Below are 21773 nucleotides of genomic sequence, written 5' to 3'. Positions count from 1 at the left end.
CTGCTCGACGGGCGATGCGGTGGGCGCCTCGGCGGGCTGCGCCTCGGCGGCCGGCGCCTCCGCCTGGGGGGTCTCGGCGGGCTGCGCCTCACCGGACTCCGCGGGCTGCGCCTCACCGGACTCCGCGCCGGAGCCGTCACCGATCGTGACGAGGGCGGTGCCCACCTCGACGGTCTCGTCCTCCTGGACGAGGATCGCCTCGATGACGCCCGCGACGGGCGACGGGATCTCGGTGTCGACCTTGTCGGTCGAGACCTCGAGCAGCGGCTCGTCGACCTCGACACGGTCTCCCACGTTCTTCAGCCAGCGGGTGACCGTGCCCTCCGTGACACTCTCACCGAGTGCCGGGAGGCTGACGGATTCGCTCATGCGCTTGTCTCCTTCACAGCGTGTGACGCGTTCTAGCTTATTGCAGTCGTGTTTCGGCGGCCCGGGATCAGAGCGCGTGGAGCGGCTTGCCCGCGAGCTTCAGGAACGCCTCGCCGAGCGCCTCGTTCTGCGTCGGGTGCGCGTGCACCAGCGGGGCGATGTCCTCGGGGTACGCCTCCCAGTTGACGGCGAGCTGGGCCTCGCCGATGAGCTCGCCCACGCGGGCGCCGATCATGTGGACGCCGACGACGGGGCCGTCGTTCACGCGCACGACCTTGATCGACCCGCTCGTCTCGAGGATGTGGCTCTTGCCGTTGCCCGCGAGGTTGTACTCGTAGGAGGAGACCTGGTCGGCGCCGAACTTCTCGGCGGCCTTCGCCTCGGTGTAGCCGATCGAGGCGACCTCGGGCTCGCAGTAGGTCACCTTGGGGATGTTGACGTCCTCGACGACGATCGGGTTCAGGCCCGCGATCTCCTCGGCGACGAAGATGCCCTGCTGGAAGCCGCGGTGGGCCAGCTGCAGGCCGGGGACGATGTCGCCGACGGCGTACACGCCGGGCGCGCTCGTGCGGAGGCGCTCGTCGGTGATGACGAAGCCGCGGTCGATCGTGACGCCGGCCTCCTCGTAGCCGAGGTTGGCGGTGACGGGACCGCGTCCGACCGCGACGAGCAGGAGCTCGGCCTCGATGGTGTCGCCGTTCTCGAGCGTGATGACGACGCCGTCGTCGTGCTGCGTGACGCCCTGGAAGCGGACGCCGAGCTTGTAGTCGATGCCGCGCTTGCGGAACGCGCGCTCGAGCTGCTTGGAGATCGACTCCTCCTCGTTGGGGACGAGGTGGGGGAGCGCCTCGATAATCGTCACGTCGGAGCCGAAGGACTTCCACACGCTCGCGAACTCGACGCCGATCACGCCGCCGCCGAGGATCGCGACCTTCTGCGGGACGAAGTCGAGCTCGAGCGCCTGCTCGCTCGTGATCACGCGGCCGCCGATCTCGAGGCCGGGGAGCGAGCGGGAGTAGGAGCCGGTGGCGAGCACCACGTTCTTGCCGACGAGGCGCTGGTCGCCGACCTGCACCGCGTTCGGGGCGACGAGGCGGCCCTCGCCCTCGACGACGGTGATGCCGCGCGCCTTGATGAGGCCCTGGAGGCCCTTGAACTTGCTGGCGACGATGCCCTCGCGGTACTTCGTCACGGCGGGCACGTCGATGCCCTCGAACGTCGAGCGGACGCCGAACTTCGACGACTCGCGGGAGTTGTCGGCGACCTCGGCGGCGTGGAGCAGCGCCTTGGTCGGGATGCACCCGCGGTGGAGGCACGTGCCGCCGAGCTTGTCCTTCTCGACGAGGGCCACCGTGAGGCCCAGCTGCACGGCGCGCAGCGCGGCCGCGTAGCCGCCGCTGCCGCCTCCGAGGATGACGAGGTCAAAGTTCTGCTCGGACAAACCGGAATCTCCCTTGCGCGTCGGATCTGCGGCGAGAACTGCCCCGGCTCATGGCCGGGCAGGCTGCAGGGCGGTGATCGCCCCTACGACCTTACTACCTGGCGGCGAGCTGCTCGCCCAGCGCGACGAGGGTGCGGACGGCGGCGCCGGTGGCGCCCGGGCCGGTGTGCCCCCAGGCGGATCCGGTGTTGAACGAGGGGCCCGCGATGTCGAGGTGCGCCCACGGGATGCGCGGTCCGTCGTCGCCGTCGCGGCGACCCACGAACTCCTGGAGGAACACGCCCGCGAGCAGCATCCCCGGCACCACCGTGCCGAGCTTCGTGTTGGCCAGGTCGGCCACGTCCGACTTCAGCAGCGCCCGCAGGTCGGACGGCAGCGGCATGGGCCACACGGCCTCGCCCGCGGCATCCGCTGCCCGTCGCACCTCGGCGACGAGGTCGTCGTCGCCCATGAGGCCGGCGATGCGGTTGCCGAGCGCGACGACCTGCGCGCCGGTGAGGGTCGCCACGTCGACGATCGCGTCCGGGCGTTCCTCGCTGGCCGCGGCGAGCGCGTCGGCCATGACGAGCCGGCCCTCGGCGTCGGTGTTCAGGACCTCGACCGTGGTGCCGCCCTTCATCCGGATCACGTCGTTGGGGCGCGCGGCGTGGCCCGACGGCATGTTCTCGGCGAGGCAGAGCCATCCGGTCACGCGGACGGGCACGCCGAGCTCGGCGATCGCGACCATCGCCGCGAGCACCGCGGCGGCGCCCGCCATGTCCGACTTCATGCCGACCATCGACGCTCCGGGCTTCAGCGAGAGCCCGCCGGAATCGAACGTAATGCCCTTGCCGACCAGGGCGAGGTGAACGGATGCCGCGTCCGGCGCGTACTCGAGGCGCACGAGCCGCGGCGGGCGCGACGACCCTGCGCCGACGGCGGCGATGCCGGCGAAGCCCTCCGCGACGAGCGCCTCTTCGTCGAGCACGCGGACGTCGATGCCCACGGCGGATGCCGCCTCGGCGGCGGCGTCGGCGAGGACCGCGGGCGGCAGGTCGTTGGGCGCCGCGTTCACGAGGTCCTTGGCCCGGGCGACGGCCGCCGCGGTCGCCCGGATGCGGTCGAGCCGGACGGCGTCGCCGTCGTGCTCCGTGAGGAGCACCACGCGCTCGGTGCCGGCCGGCGCTTCGCGGTAGCGCGAGTAGCCGTAGGCGCCGAGTGCGGCGCCCTCGAGGGCCGCTTCCGCGACGTCCGCCGCGGTGCCCTCCGGCAGCGCGACCGCCACGGTCGCCGCCGCACTCAGCGCGCGCGAACCCGCGCCGGCTGCGAGGCGGAAGGCTGCGGCATCCGTCGCCTCGCCGAGGCCGCACACCGCCACCACGCGGGTCCGCTCGCCCGGTGCGACGAGCCGGGTGACCTCGTCGGCCCCGGCCTTCGCACCCAGGGCCGCGAGTGCGCCCGGCACCCACTCGAATCCGACCGGAGCGAGCACCTCCGGTCCGTCGGTGCCGCGACGGGCGAAGACGAGGAGGGCATCGGCGTCGGAGTCGGAGGGGAGGGCGGTGCTGAGCTCGAGGCTGGGAACGGGCATGGAACCGATCGTAGGTGTTCGCTGTGGGCATCATCGCCCGCGTCCCGCATCCGGACGGGGGCGGGCGCGGCGTCAGTAGCCTTGGAGCATGCGCGATCCCCGCTCCCTCTACGAGTTCGACCCGACCGTCGAGGTGCCGCCCGGCCTGCCGCTCGTGGCGGGCCTGACCGGATTCGCGGACGCGGGCGGCGCGGTCGCGCAGACGACGGAGTACCTGCGCTCGACCCTCGAGACGAGGACCGTCGCCACCTTCGACGCCGACGAGCTGCTCGACTACCGCGCGCGACGGCCGATCATCCTGTTCCAGGAGGACCACCTCACCGACTACCGGCCGCCGCGCCTCGCGCTCGACCTCGCCCGCGACGAGCTCGGCCAGCCGTTCCTCCTCATGACCGGCTTCGAGCCCGACTTCCAGTGGGAGCGCTTCAGCCGCGCCGTGCTCGACCTCATCGATCGACTCGAGGTCGGTTCGACCACCTGGATCAACTCGATCCCCATGCCCGTGCCGCACACCCGCCCCATCGGCGTGACCGTCAGCGGGAACCGGGCGGACCTCGTCGAATCGATGTCGGTGTGGCGACCGACCACGCAGGTGCCCTCGAACGCCCTGCACCTGGTCGAGTTCCGTCTCCAGGAGCGCGGCCACCCCACCAGCGGCTTCGTGCTGCTCGTGCCGCACTACCTCGCCGATGCCGAGTACCCGACCTCGGCCGTCGCGGCCCTCGAGGCGATCACCGCATCGACCGGGCGGATCTTCCCGACCGACGCGCTCCGCGAGCAGGGTCGCGAGTTCACTGCTCGGATCGACGAGCAGGTCGCGGAGAACGGCGAGCTCGCCAAGCTCGTGCACGCGCTCGAGGAACGGCACGACGCCTACATGGAGGGCACCACGCTGCGGTCGCCGCTGACCGATGAGGACGGCGAGCCGCCGTCGGCCGACGAGATCGCGGCCGAGCTGGAGAAGTTCCTCGCGTTCCGGCGCAATCGCGACGATGAGCGGAATTGACCGGCGGGAGGGGAATGCCGCGCAGGCGCCACGCGTTGCACCAGAACGATGGGTGAAGTGCGCCCGATCCCGGCGGTGTCGCGGGACGGACGACGCACGTCGCCCTGTATAATGGGGGGAAGGACCCGTTCTGGTCCGCCGTGCGGCTCGCGCCGCCGACGACGCGGACTTGACATGGGTCCTCATCGTGTCCGAAATCGCCGGATCGCGACGTTCTCCCGCGTGTCCGAGCTCGGGCACCGCGCGCGACGGTGAGGAAGAGGTTCAAACGCATGGCAACCAAGGCCACCACGGCGGCGACCGACGAGGCCGAGGCGACGACCGCCGCCGGCTCCACGTCGAAGCGCTCCACCGCGACGAAGAAGACCACCGCCGCCAAGGGCGGCAAGCGCGCCACGACCGCGTCGAAGACTCCGCGCACCTCCACCGCGAAGGGCGCCAAGGCGAAGTCCGCGAAGGCGGCCGGCGCCGACGTCGTCGACGAGGAGGTGGAGGTCGAGCCCGAGGAGCTCGACGACACCGAGGTCGACGCGACCGAGGTCGTCGACAGCGCCGACGCGACCGAGGAGGCACCGGCCGACGAGGCCGCCCCCGCTCCGGCGGAGGAGGAAGAGGAGGCCAAGCCCATCCCGGCTGAGCCGCATCCCACGGGCGCGCTCGTCCTGCGGGCCTCCGACGACGAGGACGAGATCCCGGTCTACTCCACGACGATCACCGGCGCGACCGCCGACCCGGTGAAGGACTACCTCAAGCAGATCGGCAAGGTCGCGCTCCTGAACGCGGCCGAAGAGGTCGAGCTGGCGATGCGCATCGAGGCGGGCCTCTTCGCCGAAGAGAAGCTGTCGCACATGTCCGACGCCGAGAAGAAGTCCCAGCTCGGCCGCGAGCTCCAGTGGGTCGCCCGCGACGGCCAGCGCGCCAAGAGCCACCTGCTCGGTGCGAACCTGCGCCTCGTGGTGTCGCTCGCCAAGCGCTACACCGGTCGCGGCATGCAGTTCCTCGACCTGATCCAGGAGGGCAACCTGGGTCTCATCCGCGCGGTCGAGAAGTTCGACTACACCAAGGGCTTCAAGTTCTCCACGTACGCGACCTGGTGGATCCGCCAGGCCATCACGCGTGCGATGGCCGACCAGGCCCGCACCATCCGCATCCCGGTGCACATGGTCGAGGTCATCAACAAGCTCGCCCGCGTCCAGCGGCAGATGCTGCAGGACCTGGGCCGCGAGCCCACGCCCGAGGAGCTGTCGAAGGAACTCGACATGACTCCCGAGAAGGTCATCGAGGTGCAGAAGTACGGGCGCGAGCCCATCTCGCTGCACACCCCGCTCGGCGAGGACGGCGACAGCGAGTTCGGCGACCTGATCGAGGACACCGAGGCGGTCGTCCCGGCCGACGCGGTGGGCTTCACGATGCTGCAGAAGCAGCTCGAGTCGCTCCTCGACTCCCTGAGCGAGCGCGAGGCCGGCGTCATCCGAATGCGGTTCGGGCTCGGGGACGGCATGCCGAAGACCCTCGACCAGATCGGCGACACGTTCGGCGTGACGCGTGAGCGCATCCGCCAGATCGAGTCGAAGACGATGGCGAAGCTCCGTCACCCGTCGCGTTCGCAGTCGCTCCGCGACTACCTCGAGTAGGCCCGCGGTGAAGTACGCGCCGGCGATCCTCGTCGGCCGGCTCGTCAGGTTCGCCGCTCGGCTGCGCAAGCCGGGCGGCGGATCGGCGGTTCCCGGCCTGATCGTCAACCGCATCGCGCCGGGCTACCTGAAGTCCACGCTGTCCGGGTTCCCGCAGGGGCTCGTCGTGGTCTCGGGGTCGAGCGGCAAGTCCACGACCACGAAGATGCTCGTGGCGATCCTGCGTGCCCACGGCGAGGGCGTGTTCACGAACCCCTCGACGGCGAACATCAGCCAGGGCCTCACCTCGGCGCTCCTCGAGCAGGCCGACTGGCGCGGCCGCGTGCCCGGGGATGTCGCGGTCCTCGAGATGGACGAGGGCCACGGCGCGCTCGTCATGCAGGGCGTCGACGCTCGGATCGTGACGCTGACCAACGTCATGGTCGACCAGATCGATCGATTCCACGACTCCGAGATGGTCGCCGGGATGCTCGCGCGCATCGCCGACCGCGCCCACGAGGCCGTCGTGGCGAACGCCGACGACGCGTACCTGATGCGACTGGCCGCGGCCCTGCGACCCGAGGTGGCGGTGCGCCGCTTCGGCGTCTCCGCCGACGTCCTCGCGGCGGCGCCCCGCGGGCTCGGCCACACGGAGACCAGCCCGACGCGGCTCGACCCCGCCGACGGGGTCGTCGTGGCATCCGTCGACGGCGCCTCGACCGTGCTCGCCGACGGCGCGGCATCCGTGCCCGTCGGCCTGCCGGCCCGCGGCACGCACTACGCGGTCGATGCCGCGGCCGCCTACGCCACGGCGAAGCAGGTGCTGGGGGAGCGGTTCTCGTCCGAGACCGCGGCGGCCGCGCTGAGCGCGATTCCCGCCGTGTTCGGCCGGGGCGAGCGCGTGACGGTGCGGGGCCAGGAGGTCGACTTCGTCCTCGTCCAGAACCCCGCGAGCTACCAGCTCAACGTCGACAGCATCGCACCGGGCACCGAGCAGGTCCTCTTCGCCATCGGCTCCGACGTCCGCGACCCCTCGTACTTCTGGCCCGCCGACGCCTCCTCGCTCGGCCGCGTGTCCATCGTGAGCGGCTCGAAGGCCGCGGAGGCGGCGCTGATGCTCGCCTACGACGGCGTCGAGATCGACCGGGTCGAGCCCGACCTCGGTCGCGCGCTCGACGACTTCCTCGCGGCACCGGCGCCCGCATCCGGCATCAAGACGATCGTCTTCTCGGCCGATTCGATGCGCCGCACCCGCGCCCACCTCGGACTCACGGGAGCGGAATGACCCTCACGATCGCCTCGCTGCTGCCCTCGCTGCAGAACACGAACGGCGACGCCGAGAACGCGGCGGTGCTCGCCGCCCGGGCGCGCTGGGCGGGCCTCGACGCGCGCGTCGTCGCCGTCGAGCAGGCGGCCGACCTTCCGGAGCGGGTCGACGCGGTCGTGCTCGGCTCCGGAAGCGACGCCTCCCTCGACGTCGCGCGCGAGCGGCTGCTCGCGCTCGTCGACGAACTGCGGCGGTGGGGTACCGAAGGCGTGCCCATCCTCGCGGTCGGGACCGGCTGGGAGCTGCTGAGCTGGGGGATCGAGCGGGCCGACGGATCGACCGTCGAGGGCCTCGGCATCGTCGCCGGTCGCGGCGTGCCTCGTGAGCACCGCATCGCCGGCGACCTCGTCGTGCAGGTGCCGCGCATCGGGCTCCTCGTGGGCTTCGAGAACCACGCGCGCGACTACGTGGGCGCCGAGGCGTCGCCGCTCGGGCGGGTGCGCGCCGGCACCGGCAACGGCCGGAGGTCGGGTCAGGAGGGCGTCCGCATGGGCGACGTCATCGGAACCCACCTGCACGGCCCCGTCCTGGCGAAGAACCCCGTGCTGGCCGACGCGATCCTGCGGAGGATGTGCGAGCGTGCCGGGCTCGAGTACGCTCCCGGAGCGCGCACCGCGGAGGTCGACGGCTACGCCGAGACGGCTCGGCAGGCGCAGCTGCGCGCGGCCGGGGTGAACGCCGCCGTCTGACCGGGGTTCCGGCCGCGGCATCCGTTCGGCTCGCAACACGACGAACGCCCCGGATCGCTCCGGGGCGTTCGTGTCGTCTGGGACGCGCTCAGTCGCGCGTGTCGGTGAGGAGCCGGCTCGACTCGTCGTGCCAGCTGTGGGCGATCTGCGACAGCTTCTCTTCGTGCTTGCGGCCGTGGTGGGCGCAGAAGAGCAGCTCGCCGCTGGAGACGACCACGCGGATGTAGGCCTGCGCGCCGCAGGCGTCGCACCGGTCGAGCGCCGTGAGCTCGTGGGGGGTGTCGAGTTCGTCGACCGCACCGGCGGTGTCGGTGTACTGGGTCATGGCGCCTCCTCCATTGCTCACGATCCGATCATTCCGTTCACCAATGAAAACACGCGCGGTGCTGCGAACCTTCCGTGCGGACCCGCATTTCGCTGACCGCGAAGCGCCTGGCCTGCATCGGGGGTGGCCCTCAGTAGGCTTGTGCGACGTGAGCTCCGACTATTCCGCCCGCCATCTCTCCGTGCTCGAGGGCCTCGAGGCCGTCCGCAAGCGACCGGGCATGTACATCGGCTCGACCGACTCCCGGGGCCTCATGCACTGCCTCTGGGAGATCATCGACAACTCGGTCGACGAGGCGCTCGGCGGCCACGGCAGCGAGATCGACGTGGTGCTCCACGCCGACGGCAGCGTCGAGGTACGCGACCGCGCGCGCGGCATCCCGGTCGACGTCGAGCCGAAGACCGGGCTCTCGGGCGTCGAGGTGGTCTTCACCAAGCTGCACGCGGGCGGCAAGTTCGGCTCGGGCTCCTACTCCGCGTCGGGCGGCCTGCACGGCGTCGGCGCCTCGGTCGTCAACGCGCTGTCCGAGCGACTCGACGTCGAGGTCGATCGGGGCGGCGCGACGTGGGCGATGTCATTCCACCGCGGCGAGCCCGGCGTCTTCGCCGATCGCGGCGCGCCCTCGCCGCAGTCGCCGTTCACGCCGTTCGAGCAATCGAGCGAACTGCGCAAGGTCGGGCGTGTCGCGAAGGCCGTGACGGGCACGAGGGTCCGCTACTGGGCCGATCCGCAGATCTTCACCAAGGGCGCCGCCTTCCAGCTCGACGAGCTGCTGAACCGCGCCCGGCAGACCGCGTTCCTCGTCCCGGGCCTCGCCATCTCGGTCATCGACGAGCGGGGCGAGGAGCCGGAGACGCACCGGTTCCGCTTCGAGGGCGGCATCTCCGAGTTCGTGGAGCACCTCGCCGTCGACGGTCCGGTCACCGACGTCTGGCGCCTCACGGGCGACGGCCGCTTCACCGAGACCGTGCCGGTGCTGAACGAGCACGGCGCGATGATCCCCACCGACGTCGAACGGCACTGCCACGTCGACGTCGCGCTCCGCTGGGGCACCGGCTACGACACGGTGACCCGCAGCTTCGTCAACATCATCGCCACGCCGAAGGGCGGAACCCACCAGGCGGGGTTCGAGCAGGGGCTCCTGAAGTTCCTCCGGCAGCAGGTCGAGCAGAACGCGCGCCGCCTCAAGGTCGGCAACGACAAGATCGAGAAGGACGACGTGCTCGCCGGCCTCACCATGGTGCTCACCGTGCGACTGCCCGAGCCGCAGTTCGAGGGTCAGACCAAGGAGGTGCTCGGCACCCCCGCCGTCCGCTCGATCGTGGCATCCGTCGTGCAGAAGGCGCTGGGGGAGCGGTTCGCCTCGACCAAGCGCGACGACAAGGCGCAGACGGCGATGGTGCTCGAGAAGATCGTCTCCGAGATGAAGGCGCGCATCTCGGCACGCACCCACAAGGAGACCCAGCGCCGCAAGAACGCCCTCGAGACCTCCTCGCTGCCCGCGAAGCTCGTCGACTGCCGTTCGTCGGATGTCGCGCAGAGCGAGCTGTTCATCGTCGAGGGCGACTCGGCCCTCGGCACCGCCAAGCTCGCCCGCGACAGCGAGCACCAGGCGCTCCTGCCGATCCGCGGCAAGATCCTCAACGTGCAGAAGGCCAGCATCGCCGACATGCTGAGCAACGCCGAGTGCGCCTCGATCATCCAGGTCATCGGCGCCGGCTCCGGTCGCACGTTCGACCTGTCGGCGGCGCGGTACGGCAAGGTCATCATCATGAGCGACGCCGACGTCGACGGCGCGCACATCCGCACCCTGCTCCTCACGCTCTTCTTCCGCTACATGCGGCCGATGATCGAGGACGGTCGCGTGTTCGCAGCCGTGCCGCCGCTGCACCGGGTCGTCGTGATGAATCCCGGCTCGAAGCCGAACGACGTGATCTACACGTACTCCGAAGCGGAGCTGAACGGCGTGCTCGCCACGCTGCGCAAGCAGGGCAGGAAGTACCAGGACCCGATCCAGCGGTACAAGGGGCTCGGCGAGATGGATGCCGACCAGCTCGCGACCACGACCATGGACCGGCAGCACCGCACGCTCCGGCGGGTCGGCGTGGCCGACGCCGAGAACGCAGGTCGCGTCTTCGAGCTGCTCATGGGCAACGAGGTGGCGCCGCGCAAGGAGTTCATCGTCGACAGCGCCGCCGCGCTGACGCGGGACCGCATCGACGCCTGACTCGGCCTTGCGGGCAGCAGACGGCTCCGTGGCGTTCGGCCACGTCCAGGCCGGGCGCGCATCGGAGCCGATCGCGCCGTCGGCCGGCCAGGTCAGCGGATGGCGCGCCCGACGACCTGCACGACCGCCTCGAGCGGCTGGCCCGAGCCGTCGCGCTTGGCGCCGCCCTCGGGCAGGGCCCGCACCGTGCCGTCCGCGGCGAGGGCGTGCGCCGGGCCGGGTCCGACCCACGCGACCGACAGGGCGTCCTGGCCCTTGAGGAACCGGTGCGCGCGGACTCCGCCGGTCGCCCGGCCCTTGCCCGGGTACTCGGCGAAGTCGGAGACCTTGGCCGCACCGGGGTCGGCGCCGAGCAGCGTGTCGCTGGCTGCCGCGACGGTGACGACGACCGCTCCGTCGATGTCGTCGCGAGCGAGCGCCTCGAAGTCGATGACCCGCGCGCCGGAGGCGAGCTTGATGCCGGCCATGCCGCCCGCCGGGCAGCCCTGGGGGCGAACCGCGGAGGCGGGGAAGTGCAGCAGCTGGGCGTCGCTGGTGACGAAGACGAGCTCATCGTCGTCGCCGCCCTGGGACGCCCCGATCACGCGATCGCCCGGCTTCAGGGCGATGATCTCGAAGTCCGGTCGAGCCGGGTAGGTGCCGGGCGCGACGCGCTTGACGACGCCCTGCTCGGTGCCGAGCACGATGGGCTTGGGCGAATCCACGGAGACCACGGCGACGACGCGCTCGTCGCGGTCGGTGAGCGCGAGGTACTCGGCGGCCTTGACGCCGGCCGCCAGGTGCACCGAGTTGGCCGGCAGGACGGGCAGTTCGAGCGGCGAGAACCGGATGAGGCGTCCCTTGGAGGTCACCGCCCCGATCTCGGTGCGGCTCGTGGTGTCGAGCTCGGAGCGGACGGCGTCGTGCTTGGCCCGTCGCGCCGGGGGTGCGAGCTGCACGGCGTCGGTGCCCTCGGCCGCGTCGATGCGGGCGATCCGCCCGGTGGCGCTCAGGATGACCCGGCAGGGCACGTCGGCGTGCTGCAGGTCGGCCGGGTCGACCGCCTTGCGCGTCTTCGGCTGGAGCTTCGCCTCGGTCAGCATGGTCCGCCGCGGGGTGCCGTAGAGATCGGCCGCCCGGCTGAGTTCCTCGCCGACCTGGGCGCGGATGCGCGCGTCGCTGCCGAGGAGTTCCTCGAGGTCGGCGATCTCCGCGAGGAGCTGGTCTCGCTCGGCCTCGAGCTCGATGCGCGAGAACTTCGTGAGCCTGCGGAGGCGGAGCTCGAGGATGTACTCGGCCTGCAGCCGGCTGAGGTCGAACACGTCGATGAGGCGCGAGCGTGCGGCATCCGCGTCGTCGCTCGTGCGGATGACCTGGATGACCTCGTCGATGTCGAGGATCGCGATGAGCAGGCCCTCGACGAGGTGCAGGCGCTCGCGTCGCCGCGCGAGGCGGAACTCCGAGCGCCGGGTCACGACCCGGATGCGGTGCGCCAGGTACACCTCGAGCAGCTCGCGAAGGCCGAGCGTCTGCGGCTGGCCGTCGACGAGGGCGACGTTGTTGATGTTGAAGCCGTCCTCGAGCGGTGTGAGCCGGTAGAGCTGCTCGAGAACCGCCTGCGGGTTGAAGCCGGTCTTGACGCCGATCACGAGGCGCAGGCCGCGGTTGCGGTCGGTGAGGTCGGTGACATCCGCGATGCCCGTGATCTTCTTGGCGTTGACGCCGTCCTTGATCTTCTCGATGACCTTCTCGGGGCCGACGAGGTAGGGCAGCTCGGTGACGACGAGGCCGGTCTTGCGTGCGGTGAGCTGCTCGATGCTCACCTTCGCGCGGGTCTTGAACGAGCCGCGCCCGGTCGCGTAGGCGTCGCGGATGCCCGCGAGGCCGACGATCGTGCCACCGGAGGGGAAGTCCGGGCCCGGCACGTACTCCATGAGCTCGTCGAGCGTCGCCTGCGGGTGCTCGAGCAGATGGCGCGCGGCCGCGACGACCTCGATGAGGTTGTGCGGCGCCATGTTCGTGGCCATGCCCACCGCGATGCCGCTCGCCCCGTTCACGAGCAGGTTCGGGATGGCGGCCGGCAGCACCTCCGGCTGCTGGTGCGAGTTGTCGTAGTTGGGGACGAAGTCGACGACGTCCTCGTCGAGGTCGTCGGTCATCGACATGGCGGGCGGCGCCATCCGCGCCTCGGTGTAGCGGGCGGCGGCCGGGCCGTCGTCGAGCGACCCGAAGTTGCCGTGGCCGTCGACGAGCGGCACGCGGAGCGTGAAGGGCTGCGCGAGCCGGACGAGCGCGTCGTAGATCGCCGAATCGCCGTGCGGGTGCAGCTTGCCCATGACCTCGCCCACGACGCGGGCGGACTTCACGTGGCCGCGATCGGGCCGGAGGCCCATGTCGCTCATCATGTAGAGGATGCGGCGCTGCACCGGCTTCAGGCCGTCGCGCGCATCCGGCAGCGCGCGCGAGTAGATGACCGAGTAGGCGTACTCGAGGAACGAGCCCTGCATCTCCTCGGCGACGTCGACGTCGTCGATCCGCTCGGCGATCTGGGAGGCGGGGGACTCGTTCTTGCCTGGGGTCATTCGTCGTCTCTGGGCAGGGCGCGATGCGCGCACGGGGGAACGGGGACCGCGCCCGGCCTGTGCCAGACTGGGCGCGATGCCTGCCATGCTACCGGTGCCCGCCGACGGAGCCCCGCGGCTCACCGCAGTCCTGGGCGCCGCCCTCGCATCCGTGGCCGGTGGCCCGAACCCGCTCGGCCTGCCGTCCGCGACCTCGGCCGTCGTGGTGCTCGTCGACGGCCTCGGCGCGGCCAATCTCGCGGCCCGTTCCGGCCACGCCCGCGCGCTGGCCGGCCGCATGTCCAGGCGGGACGTGATCCGCACGGTGTTCCCGTCGACGACGGCGGCGGCGATCGCGAGCTTCGCCACCGGGCTCATGCCCGGCGTCCACGGCCTGATGGGCTACCGCGTGCCGGACCGCCGCCACGACCGCGTCGTGAACCAGCTGAGCGGCTGGGACGACCGCATGGTGCCGGAGGCGTGGCAGCGGCACGCGACCGTGTTCGACCAGGCGCTCGAGCGCGGCATCCGCGCCGTCGCCGTCGGCGGCACGCGCTACGCGACCTCGGGCTTCACCCGCGCGGTCCTGCGCGGCGCCGAGTACCGGGCCGGCGCGACGATCGCCGACCGCTTCGCCGAGGCCGCGCGCGTCGTGCAGGAGGGGCCGGCGCTCGTGTACGTCTACGTCTCTGAGCTCGACCAGATCGCGCACGCGCACGGCTGGGAGTCCGACCGGTGGATCTCCGCGCTCGAGTCGCTCGACGCCGAGGTCGCCGCATTCGAACGGCGGATGCCGCGTGGCGTCGGGCTGCTCGTCACGGCCGACCACGGCATGGTCGACGTGCCGGCGCACCGCCACGTGTTCGTCGATGCGAGGCCCGACCTGCTCGAGGGGATCCGGCACGTGGCGGGGGAGCCGCGATGCCTCGGGCTCGTCTTCGAGCCCGACCTCCCGGCGACCGACCGGGCCGCACTCCTCGACGGATGGCGCGAGGCCGAGGGCGCACGGGCGTGGGTGCTCTCCGGCGACGAGGCGGTGGCCGCCGGGCTCTACGGCGACGTCGACCCCGCCAACCGGGACCGCATCGCCGACATCCTCATCTCGGCCCGCGCGGGCGTCGCGTACTACGACCGGCGGGAAGCGGATCGCCGGGGCGAGTCGATGGTCGGCCAGCACGGCTCGATGACCGACGACGAGACGCGGATCCCATTGATCCGTGCGGGCGTCTTCACGCGCTCCTGAGGCTCCCTCGGAGCACCGGGCAGCCTCAGGCCGGGTACTGGCCCCGCTTGACCTGGGGCTTGGGCAGGCGCAGCGGCCGGAGCTGCAGCGCGCGCATCGCGGCGTACCAGCGGACCCGCTCGACCTTGTCGGCGCCGAACCGGGCCGCGAGCTTCCGCTGCAGCACGAAGCCGAGGATGATGACGTCGACCACCGAGACGAGGAAGAACGCCCAGAGGGCGAAGATGCCGATCGTCTGCACCTCGTAGCTCGGCACGAACGTGAGCACGATCACGACGAACATGACGGGGATGAGGATCTCGCCGATGCTGAATCGCGCATCGACGTAGTCGCGCACGTACTTCTTCTGCGGACCCCGATCGCGAGCCGGAAGGTACTTCTCGTCGCCGGCCGCGAGGCCGAGCCGGGCCCGCTCCCGTGCCTCCGCGGCCTTCGCGCGGGCCTGGCGCGCCGCTTCCTTGCGGTCGTTCGGCACGAGCGGACGCTTCCGAGCGGCCTCGCGCTCGGCGCGGGTCGGGGTGGGGGCGCCCTTGCCGACCTTGGGTGCGGCGTGGTCGCCGTCGCCGGTCTGCGGAGCGGGGAGGTCGGTACTGGGGTGCTTTGCCACGGGAGTCCTCGTCGATTCGGTTCGCCTTAAGATTACCCGCATGACCGACCTGCGACCCGACGTCCAGCCTGCCCGCGACTCCGCCGATCCGACCGTCGAACGGCTGCGTGAGGCGGTCGAGGCCGGCTTCCCGCGCACCGTCGCCGATCTCACTCGTCTCGTCCGCATCCCTTCGGTCTCGTGGGCCGCCTTCGATCCCGCGCACGTCGCCGCGAGCGCGGACGCGGTCGCCGAGCTCGTGCGCGACCTCGGCGTCTTCGACGTCGTCGACATCCGTCGCGCGCCGATCGGCGAGGGCGACGGGGCCGCACTCGGCCAGCCTGCCGTGGTCGCGCGGCGCGCCGCCCGCAACGGACGGCCGACCGTTCTGCTGTACGCGCACCACGACGTGCAGCCGCCCGGGCGCGACGAGGACTGGGACTCCGCCCCGTTCGAGCCGACGCTCCGCGGCGACCGGCTGTACGGCCGGGGCGCGGCCGACGACAAGGCCGGCGTCATGGCGCACGTGGCCGCCATCCGTGCGCTCATCGACGTCGTCGGCGAGGACCTCGACCTCGGCATCGCGCTCTTCATCGAGGGCGAGGAGGAGTTCGGTTCCCGCTCGTTCGCGGCCTTCCTGCGGGAGAACCGCGACCTGCTCGAGGCCGACGCGATCGTGGTGGCCGACTCCAACAACTGGGACGTCGACACCCCGGCGCTCACCGTGGCGCTCCGCGGGAACGTGACCTTCCGCCTCACGGTCTCGACGCTCGACCACGCCTCGCACTCGGGCATGTTCGGCGGCGCGGTGCCCGATGCGATGCTCGCGGCGGTGCGCCTGCTGGACTCCCTGTGGGACGCCGACGGAGCCGTCGCCGTCGAAGGGCTGCGGTCCGCGGACCTCGCGACGCCGGACTACCCGGAGGCGCAGCTGCGGGCCGAGACGGGGCTGCTCGACGGCGTGGAGCCCATCGGCCGCGGCAGCATCCTCTCGCGCATCTGGGCACAGCCCTCGATCACGGTGACGGGGATCGACGCCCCCTCCGTCGCGAACGCGTCGAACACCCTTCTCCCGAGCGTGTCCGTCCGGCTGAGCGCGCGCATCGCGCCCGGCCAGGACGCCGGCGAGGCGCTGGCGGCGTTGCAGGCGCACCTGCGCGAGCGCGCCCCCTTCGGCGCCCACCTGGCGATCGACGACGTCGACACGGGCCAGCCGTTCCTCGTCGACACGAGCGGTTGGGCGGTCGCCGAGGCGCGCGCGGCCATGGCCGAGGCATGGGGGAGGGAGCCCGTGGACATCGGCGTGGGCGGTTCCATCCCGTTCATCTCCGAGCTCGTCGAGGAGTTCCCCGCCGCGCAGATCCTCGTGACGGGCGTCGAGGACCCCGACTCCCGCGCGCACAGCCCGAACGAGTCCCTCCACCTCGGGGTGTTCCGGAGGGCGGTGCTGACCGAGGCGGCGCTGCTCGCCCGGCTCCAGGCGCGCTCCTCCGCCTGAGGCACGTCGCCCGAACGATCACGGATGCCGCACCCGGGCAACGCCGGCGGGGGAGCTGCCCAGCCTGCGCGGGTACAATCGAGGCACCGAAGACTTCCGAGGAGTGACATGAGCGACACGATCACCGACGCCGCCCACGGCGTGAAGCTGAGCGAGCCCGCCGCCGCCAAGGTGCGCAGCCTCCTCGAGCAGGAGGGGCGCGACGACCTCCGTCTCCGCGTCGCCGTCCAGCCCGGCGGATGCTCCGGCCTCATCTACCAGCTCTACTTCGACGAGCGGATGCTCGACGGCGATGCCGTCGTCGACTTCTCCGGCGTCGAGGTCGTGGTCGACAAGATGAGCGTGCCGTACCTCGACGGTTCGACCATCGACTTCGAGGACTCGATCCAGAAGCAGGGCTTCACGATCGACAACCCGAACGCGCAGGGCAGCTGCGCGTGCGGCGACTCGTTCCACTGAGACCCACGTCGCTTCCGGAAGGGAGATCCGCCACGGCGGGTCTCCCTTCCGCATTTTCCGCAGGTGGTCCGCCTTTTCGCCGCACATCTCGCTGAATGGACGCCGAGCGTGCACGACCGGGGTGCCGGTACGGAGTAGGCTAGGACCGATCAATGCGCTTCGCTGAGAAGCGCCTTCGAGTCTCCCGAAAGGTCACCGGTGCGCCACAATCGCCGTCTCCGATGGGCTGCTGTTCCGATCGCAGCGACGCTCAGCCTCGTCCTCGCCGGATGCACGCAGGCACAGCTGAACGGATTCCTCCCCGGGTTCGTCGAGGGCGAGCCGCCCACGACCAACCACGCCGAGCGCATCTCCGGCCTGTGGGTCACCTCGTGGATCGTGCTGCTCATCGTGGGCGTCGTCACGTGGGGCCTGACGATCTGGGCGGTGATCGCCTACCGGCGTCGCAAGGGCCAGACGGGCCTGCCGGTGCAGCTGCGCTACAACATGCCGATCGAGGTGTTCTACACCGTCGTGCCGCTCATCCTGGTGCTCGGCTTCTTCGCCTTCACCGCGCGTGACCAGGCGGCGATCGAGGAGCGGTTCGCCGAGGACGACGTCGACGTCAAGATCGAGGCGATCGCGAAGCAGTGGGCGTGGGACTTCAACTACGTGAACGAGGACGTCTACTCGGCCGGCATCCAGGCACAGCTCGACGAGGAGGGCCCCGCCGGCTCCGTCAAGCAGGAGGAGCTGCCGACCCTGGTGCTGCCGGTCGGCGCGAACGTCGAGATCGCCCTCGAGGCCCGCGACGTCATCCACTCGTTCTGGGTCGTGGACTTCCTCTACAAGAAGGACATGTTCCCGGGCAAGACCAACTACATGTCGTTCGTCCCGGAGCGCGAGGGCACGTACGCCGGCAAGTGCGCGGAACTCTGCGGTGAGTACCACTCGCTCATGCTCTTCAACGTCGAGGTCGTCTCCGAGGCCGAGTACGAGGACTACATCGAGTCGCTGCGCGACGCCGGCCAGGAGGGCCAGCTGTCGAGCGAGTACGACCGCAACCAGAACCTGCCCGGCACGGGCGCGCCCGAACTGAAAGAGGAAGAGTAAGCCGCGATGAGCACCACCACAGCACCGGCTCGCCCCACGGCGACGTCGCAGCCGTTCGGCGCCTCGAAGGTCGAGCGCAAGGGCAACATCATGGTCAAGTGGATCACCTCCACCGACCACAAGGTCATCGGGTACCTCTACCTGATCACCTCGTTCATCTACTTCCTCATCGGCGGCGTGATGGCGCTGATCATCCGCGCGCAGCTGTTCGAGCCCGGCCTCGAGATCGTCCAGACGCGTGAGCAGTACAACCAGCTGTTCACGATGCACGGCACGATCATGCTGCTCATGTTCGCGACGCCGCTGTTCGCCGGGTTCGCCAACGTGCTGATGCCGCTCCAGATCGGAGCCCCGGACGTCGCGTTCCCGCGCCTGAACGCCTTCGCGTACTGGCTGTTCAACTTCGGTTCGCTGATCGCCGTCGCGGGCTTCTTCACGCCGCAGGGCGCGGCATCCTTCGGCTGGTTCGCCTATCAACCGCTCGCATCGACGACCTTCTCACCAGGTATCGGCGGCAACCTCTGGATGCTCGGGCTCGGCATGTCCGGTTTCGGCACGATCCTCGGTGCCGTGAACTTCATCACGACGATCATCACGATGCGCGCGCCCGGCATGACGATGTTCCGCATGCCGATCTTCACCTGGAACACGCTCGTCACGTCGATCCTCGTCCTGATGGCGTTCCCGGTGCTCGCCGCCGCGATCCTGGCCGCGTCGGCCGACCGCATCTTCGGTGCGCACATCTACGACCCCGCGAACGGCGGCGTCATCCTGTGGCAGCACCTGTTCTGGTTCTTCGGACACCCCGAGGTGTACATCATCGCGCTGCCGTTCTTCGGCATCGTCTCGGAGATCTTCCCGGTGTTCAGCCGGAAGCCGATCTTCGGATACAAGACGCTGATCTACGCGACGATCGCCATCGCAGCGCTGTCGGTGTCCGTCTGGGCCCACCACATGTACGTGACCGGCTCCGTCCTGCTGCCGTTCTTCGCCCTCATGACGATGCTCATCGCCGTTCCGACCGGTGTGAAGATCTTCAACTGGATCGGAACCATGTGGCGCGGGTCGATCACCTTCGAGACGCCGCTGATCTGGTCGCTCGGCTTCCTGATCACGTTCGTCTTCGGTGGTCTCACCGGCGTCATCCTCGCCTCGCCGCCGCTCGACTTCCACGTGTCGGACACCTACTTCGTGGTGGCGCACTTCCACTACGTGGTCTTCGGCACCGTCGTGTTCGCCATGTTCGCCGGCTTCTACTTCTGGTGGCCCAAGTGGACCGGCAAGATGCTCAACGAGACGCTCGGCAAGTGGCACTTCTGGCTGCTGTTCATCGGCTTCCACACGACGTTCCTCATCCAGCACTGGCTGGGCGTCGTGGCCATGCCGCGCCGGTACTACTCGTACCTGCCCGAGGACAACATCACCTGGATGAACCAGCTCTCCACGATCGGTGCGTTCATCCTCGCGGTCTCGATGATCCCGTTCTTCCTGAACGTCTACGTGACGGCCCGTCGCGCGCCCAAGGTGACGGTCAACGACCCGTGGGGCTACGGCGGATCGCTGGAGTGGGCGACGAGCTGCCCCCCGCCCCGGCACAACTTCACGTCGATCCCGCGGATCCGCTCCGAGCGCCCCGCGTTCGACCTCAACCACCCGGAGGCGGGCATCCCCGTGGGCATCGGTCCGGCCAAGGACGCGCCCGAGGCACCCGTGTACGACGCCGACACCAAGGAAGTCAAGTAGATGCGCACCAACGTCATCCTCTTCTGGGTCCTCACCGGCTTCTTCGCCCTCGCGACCGCGGTCTACGCGTTCTGGAGCTCGATCGACGGCGCCTCCCGGATCGCGAACTCGTTCAGCGCGGGTCCGGAGTGGGCCGGCACCATCGCCCTCGCCCTCACGTCCATCCTGAGCGCCTTCATCGCGTTCTACCTGGGGCGCGTGCACAAGGAGCAGGGCGGTGAGCTCCCCGAGGACCGGCTCGACGCGAACATCGACGACGGCGACGCCGAGCTGGGCTTCTTCAGCCCGTGGAGCTGGTGGCCCATCGTCCTCGCCGGTGGCGCGGCGCTCGCGTTCCTCGGCCTCGCGGTCGGATTCTGGATCACCTTCATCGCGGTGCCCCTGGCACTGATCGGCCTGGTCGGTTGGGTCTTCGAGTACTACCGGGGTAACTTCGCCCGCTGATCGCACCGTCACGACGCCCCGGCCCCATACGGCCGGGGCGTCGTGCGTTGCAGCCGGCCTTCAGAGGGCTCGCACGGCCCCGACCGTGCACCATGCCAGCCCGGACCGCTCGTCCCGGATCTCGAAGCCCGCACGACGCACCGCCTCGCGCATGGCCTGCGGCCGGTGGACGTACGATCGGAAGTCCACCTGGGCGCGGCGATGCATCCGGTTCTCGATCGCGACGCGCGAGCGGATCACCCAATTCCGCCTCGGGTGACTGAACACGAGCGCGCGTCTCGCCCGGCTCGCGGCCGCCGTGAGGAGCCGTTCCGCTTCCGGGTAACAGCACACGACCCGGTTGAGCACCACGAGATCGGCCGGCTCGATCGCCTCGGGGTCGACGGCGACATCCAGGCCCACCAGACGGGTCACCCGATCGGCGACGCCCGCCTCACTGAGCAACCGTTCGGCGTCGCGCTCGTAGCCGTTCGAGAGCTCGACGTTCACCGTCCGCGTCGCGCCACGCGCCAGCAACTCGAGTTGCATCTCGCCGACGCCACCTCCGATCTCGAGCACGGTGGCCCCGCGGACTCCGGCTTCCTCGAGGAATTCGACGAGACGGCGCTCGATGCGCGACAGCCCCCTCGCGCCGTAGCGCCGCGCGACGCGCTGGGCGAACCGGCCGTCGAACACCTCGTCGTAGCCGTCCGGATGCGAGGGCCCGCAGCACTCGTCCATGCGGACAGTATGGGCCAGGCTCAGCGGCGACGGAAGAGGAGCACGTCCACCGACACCGTGACTGCCGTGATCCCCGCACCGGGACCGACTCCCGGGCTGGGCGCGGCCGCCAGATCGCTCGGTCGGACGTGGTGTGCCGCCGGTCCCATTCCGACGAGCGCGGCGCACTGGGCTTCATCCAGCTCCGCGACGTAGTCGAGCGTCGTGCTGGTCACCGGATCGAATCCTGCGCTCGACAACTGGGTCGTGACCTGCTCGGCCTTGCCGCTCGGAATGTCCAGCATGGCGCCGGAGGAGCGGAGCTCCGCCAGGTGCCGGTCGGTCGGCACCACCACCGCGAGCAACCCGCCCTCACGCGTGATCCGCGCGAACTCGTCGGGGTTCCGAGGGGCGAAGACGTTGATCGACAGATCGGCGACGGCGTCCCGGATGGGCAATGGGCGCCAGAGGTCGAGGACGACACCGGTCGCGTGCGGGTTCCCGCGTCGCGCCATCCGAACCGCGGTGGGCGAGCGGTCGACGAGCAGCAGGTTCGCCCCGTCGAAGCGCGCCGACAGCCGTCCCGAGTAGTAGCCGGTGCCGCACGCGAGATCCACGATCCGCGGCGCCGAGCCCTCGAGGTGCAGGTTCGCCGCCGCGCCGTCCTCGAGCGCGCGGGCGATCGGTTCGTACACGCCGGATTGGAGAAGCTCAGCACGAGCCTCCAGCATCTCGCGCGAATCTCCGGTGAGGCTCGGCGCGCGGGGCGGGAGCAGCGTGACCGTCCCGTGCTTCGTCAGGTCGAATCGGTGACCCGTATCGCATCCGAGGACGCGTTCGTCGACGGACTCCAGCGGCTGGAAGCAGTTCGGGCACCGAAGCCAGGTCGAATCGATCGACAT

Annotated in this window: 19 protein-coding genes and 1 pseudogene; 11 read left to right on the top strand and 9 right to left on the bottom strand. The window is 70.6% G+C overall.

What is annotated here, in order from left to right:
• From AVP42_RS05730 to AVP42_RS05720, 3 genes are all read right to left on the bottom strand, one after another.
• Positions 1 to 369: biotin/lipoyl-containing protein (locus AVP42_RS05730; protein ID WP_304439342.1), on the bottom strand; the 369-nt coding region annotated here is incomplete at its 3' end.
• Between the two features lie 67 nt (positions 370 to 436).
• Positions 437 to 1810, bottom strand: coding sequence for a dihydrolipoyl dehydrogenase (gene lpdA, locus AVP42_RS05725; protein WP_067946991.1), 1374 nt, complete (start codon positions 1808 to 1810; stop codon positions 437 to 439).
• A 94-nt stretch (positions 1811 to 1904) separates the two neighbouring features.
• Positions 1905 to 3380 carry a leucyl aminopeptidase gene (locus AVP42_RS05720; RefSeq protein WP_067946989.1) on the bottom strand — a complete coding sequence of 492 codons (1476 nt, stop codon included), beginning with the start codon at positions 3378 to 3380 and terminating at the stop codon, positions 1905 to 1907.
• A gap of 88 nt (positions 3381 to 3468) precedes the next feature.
• On the opposite strand from AVP42_RS05720, the gene AVP42_RS05715 reads away from it, so the two are divergent.
• The 4 genes from AVP42_RS05715 (at position 3469) to AVP42_RS05700 (ending at position 8015) form a co-directional block, all read left to right on the top strand.
• Positions 3469 to 4386: a proteasome assembly chaperone family protein gene (locus AVP42_RS05715; RefSeq protein WP_067946987.1), complete on the top strand. Its 918-nt coding sequence runs from the start codon at positions 3469 to 3471 to the stop codon at positions 4384 to 4386.
• 272 nt (positions 4387 to 4658) lie between these two features.
• A complete protein-coding gene (locus AVP42_RS05710; RefSeq protein WP_067946985.1) occupies positions 4659 to 6020 on the top strand; it encodes an RNA polymerase sigma factor in 1362 nt (453 codons plus the stop codon).
• Between the two features lie 7 nt (positions 6021 to 6027).
• Entirely contained in the window at positions 6028 to 7284 is a 1257-nt protein-coding gene (locus tag AVP42_RS05705) for a MurT ligase domain-containing protein (RefSeq protein ID WP_067946983.1), read from the top strand.
• On the top strand, positions 7281 to 8015 hold the full coding sequence (locus AVP42_RS05700; protein ID WP_067946981.1) for a type 1 glutamine amidotransferase: 735 nt from the start codon (positions 7281 to 7283) through the stop codon (positions 8013 to 8015). Before AVP42_RS05705 ends, AVP42_RS05700 begins: the two co-directional genes overlap by 4 nt.
• Before the next feature lie 88 nt (positions 8016 to 8103).
• Here the strand turns inward: AVP42_RS05700 and AVP42_RS05695 are convergent, their stop codons facing one another.
• Positions 8104 to 8340 carry a hypothetical protein gene (locus tag AVP42_RS05695; RefSeq protein WP_067946979.1) on the bottom strand — a complete coding sequence of 79 codons (237 nt, stop codon included), beginning with the start codon at positions 8338 to 8340 and terminating at the stop codon, positions 8104 to 8106.
• Between the two features lie 148 nt (positions 8341 to 8488).
• Here AVP42_RS05695 and AVP42_RS05690 point away from each other — a divergent pair, with 148 nt between their 5' ends.
• On the top strand, positions 8489 to 10567 hold the full coding sequence (locus tag AVP42_RS05690; protein ID WP_067946977.1) for a type IIA DNA topoisomerase subunit B: 2079 nt from the start codon (positions 8489 to 8491) through the stop codon (positions 10565 to 10567).
• A 92-nt stretch (positions 10568 to 10659) separates the two neighbouring features.
• On the opposite strand, the gene AVP42_RS05685 is transcribed toward AVP42_RS05690, so the two are convergent.
• Positions 10660 to 13128 carry a DNA topoisomerase (ATP-hydrolyzing) subunit A gene (locus tag AVP42_RS05685; protein WP_067946974.1) on the bottom strand — a complete coding sequence of 823 codons (2469 nt, stop codon included), beginning with the start codon at positions 13126 to 13128 and terminating at the stop codon, positions 10660 to 10662.
• 76 nt (positions 13129 to 13204) lie between these two features.
• Here AVP42_RS05685 and AVP42_RS05680 point away from each other — a divergent pair, with 76 nt between their 5' ends.
• A complete protein-coding gene (locus AVP42_RS05680; RefSeq protein WP_067946972.1) occupies positions 13205 to 14350 on the top strand; it encodes an alkaline phosphatase family protein in 1146 nt (381 codons plus the stop codon).
• A gap of 25 nt (positions 14351 to 14375) precedes the next feature.
• On the opposite strand, the gene AVP42_RS05675 is transcribed toward AVP42_RS05680, so the two are convergent.
• Positions 14376 to 14957: a DUF3043 domain-containing protein gene (locus AVP42_RS05675; protein WP_067946970.1), complete on the bottom strand. Its 582-nt coding sequence runs from the start codon at positions 14955 to 14957 to the stop codon at positions 14376 to 14378.
• Between the two features lie 40 nt (positions 14958 to 14997).
• On the opposite strand from AVP42_RS05675, the gene AVP42_RS05670 reads away from it, so the two are divergent.
• From AVP42_RS05670 to AVP42_RS05650, 5 genes are all read left to right on the top strand, one after another.
• The gene (locus tag AVP42_RS05670; RefSeq protein WP_067946968.1) at positions 14998 to 16434 is read left to right on the top strand and encodes a dipeptidase; all 1437 of its coding nucleotides are present in this window, start codon (positions 14998 to 15000) and stop codon (positions 16432 to 16434) included.
• 108 nt (positions 16435 to 16542) lie between these two features.
• The gene (gene erpA / locus AVP42_RS05665) at positions 16543 to 16893 is read left to right on the top strand and encodes an iron-sulfur cluster insertion protein ErpA (protein WP_067946967.1); all 351 of its coding nucleotides are present in this window, start codon (positions 16543 to 16545) and stop codon (positions 16891 to 16893) included.
• A gap of 198 nt (positions 16894 to 17091) precedes the next feature.
• Positions 17092 to 17985: a cytochrome c oxidase subunit II gene (gene coxB, locus AVP42_RS05660; protein WP_067946965.1), complete on the top strand. Its 894-nt coding sequence runs from the start codon at positions 17092 to 17094 to the stop codon at positions 17983 to 17985.
• Positions 17986 to 17991: 6 nt separating this feature from the next.
• The gene (gene ctaD, locus AVP42_RS05655) at positions 17992 to 19728 is read left to right on the top strand and encodes a cytochrome c oxidase subunit I (protein ID WP_067946963.1); all 1737 of its coding nucleotides are present in this window, start codon (positions 17992 to 17994) and stop codon (positions 19726 to 19728) included.
• The gene (locus tag AVP42_RS05650) at positions 19729 to 20172 is read left to right on the top strand and encodes a cytochrome c oxidase subunit 4 (protein ID WP_067946961.1); all 444 of its coding nucleotides are present in this window, start codon (positions 19729 to 19731) and stop codon (positions 20170 to 20172) included. It abuts the gene before it with no gap.
• Positions 20173 to 20232: 60 nt separating this feature from the next.
• On the opposite strand, the gene AVP42_RS05645 is transcribed toward AVP42_RS05650, so the two are convergent.
• The 3 genes and pseudogenes from AVP42_RS05645 to AVP42_RS17055 form a co-directional block, all read right to left on the bottom strand.
• Positions 20233 to 20892 carry a methyltransferase domain-containing protein gene (locus AVP42_RS05645; protein WP_067946959.1) on the bottom strand — a complete coding sequence of 220 codons (660 nt, stop codon included), beginning with the start codon at positions 20890 to 20892 and terminating at the stop codon, positions 20233 to 20235.
• A 20-nt stretch (positions 20893 to 20912) separates the two neighbouring features.
• Positions 20913 to 21566 carry a methyltransferase domain-containing protein gene (locus AVP42_RS05640; RefSeq protein WP_157356739.1) on the bottom strand — a complete coding sequence of 218 codons (654 nt, stop codon included), beginning with the start codon at positions 21564 to 21566 and terminating at the stop codon, positions 20913 to 20915.
• Positions 21567 to 21650: 84 nt separating this feature from the next.
• Positions 21651 to 21773: pseudogene (locus tag AVP42_RS17055) on the bottom strand (putative RNA methyltransferase); the annotation flags it as partial.

The sequence above is a fragment of the Agromyces sp. NDB4Y10 genome (assembly GCF_001620055.1).
GTDB classification, from domain to species: domain Bacteria; phylum Actinomycetota; class Actinomycetes; order Actinomycetales; family Microbacteriaceae; genus Agromyces; species Agromyces indicus.
This window is presented reverse-complemented; position numbering and strand designations above follow the sequence as displayed.

Bases quoted from the DNA above. Each gene is read 5' to 3' on its own strand.
- AVP42_RS05720 (WP_067946989.1), bottom strand. From the start codon at position 3,380: ATGCCCGTTCCCAGCCTCGAGCTCAGCACCGCCCTCCCCTCCGACTCC.
- AVP42_RS05715 (WP_067946987.1), top strand. From the start codon at position 3,469: ATGCGCGATCCCCGCTCCCTCTACGAGTTCGACCCGACCGTCGAGGTG.
- AVP42_RS05710 (WP_067946985.1), top strand. From the start codon at position 4,659: ATGGCAACCAAGGCCACCACGGCGGCGACCGACGAGGCCGAGGCGACG.
- AVP42_RS05700 (WP_067946981.1), top strand. From the start codon at position 7,281: ATGACCCTCACGATCGCCTCGCTGCTGCCCTCGCTGCAGAACACGAAC.
- AVP42_RS05695 (WP_067946979.1), bottom strand. From the start codon at position 8,340: ATGACCCAGTACACCGACACCGCCGGTGCGGTCGACGAACTCGACACC.
- AVP42_RS05685 (WP_067946974.1), bottom strand. From the start codon at position 13,128: ATGACCCCAGGCAAGAACGAGTCCCCCGCCTCCCAGATCGCCGAGCGG.
- AVP42_RS05680 (WP_067946972.1), top strand. From the start codon at position 13,205: ATGCCTGCCATGCTACCGGTGCCCGCCGACGGAGCCCCGCGGCTCACC.
- AVP42_RS05670 (WP_067946968.1), top strand. From the start codon at position 14,998: ATGACCGACCTGCGACCCGACGTCCAGCCTGCCCGCGACTCCGCCGAT.
- erpA (WP_067946967.1), top strand. From the start codon at position 16,543: ATGAGCGACACGATCACCGACGCCGCCCACGGCGTGAAGCTGAGCGAG.
- ctaD (WP_067946963.1), top strand. From the start codon at position 17,992: ATGAGCACCACCACAGCACCGGCTCGCCCCACGGCGACGTCGCAGCCG.
- AVP42_RS05650 (WP_067946961.1), top strand. From the start codon at position 19,729: ATGCGCACCAACGTCATCCTCTTCTGGGTCCTCACCGGCTTCTTCGCC.
- AVP42_RS05645 (WP_067946959.1), bottom strand. From the start codon at position 20,892: ATGGACGAGTGCTGCGGGCCCTCGCATCCGGACGGCTACGACGAGGTG.